Here is a 265-nt window from a genome sequence, read left to right as displayed (position 1 = left end):
AAGGTGGGGATGACGTCAAATCATCATGCCCCTTATGTCTTGGGCTACACACGTGCTACAATGGTTGGTACAGAGGGCAGCGAAGCGGCGACGCGGAGCGAATCTCATAAAGCCAATCCCAGTTCGGATTGCAGGCTGCAACTCGCCTGCATGAAGTCGGAATCGCTAGTAATCGCAGGTCAGCATACTGCGGTGAATACGTTCCCGGGCCTTGTACACACCGCCCGTCACACCACGAAAGTTGGTAACACCCGAAGTCGGTGAT

At 54.7% G+C, this 265-nt stretch carries 1 rRNA gene; it reads left to right on the top strand.

What is annotated here, in order from left to right:
• A 16S ribosomal RNA gene (locus ACKQTC_RS09240) occupies positions 1 to 265 on the top strand; the annotation flags it as partial.

The organism is Peptococcus simiae (assembly GCF_046097595.1).
Lineage (GTDB): Bacteria > Bacillota > Peptococcia > Peptococcales > Peptococcaceae > Peptococcus > Peptococcus simiae.
The sequence above is the reverse complement of the archived record's forward strand: the minus strand, read 5'-3'. Positions and strand labels throughout refer to the sequence as shown.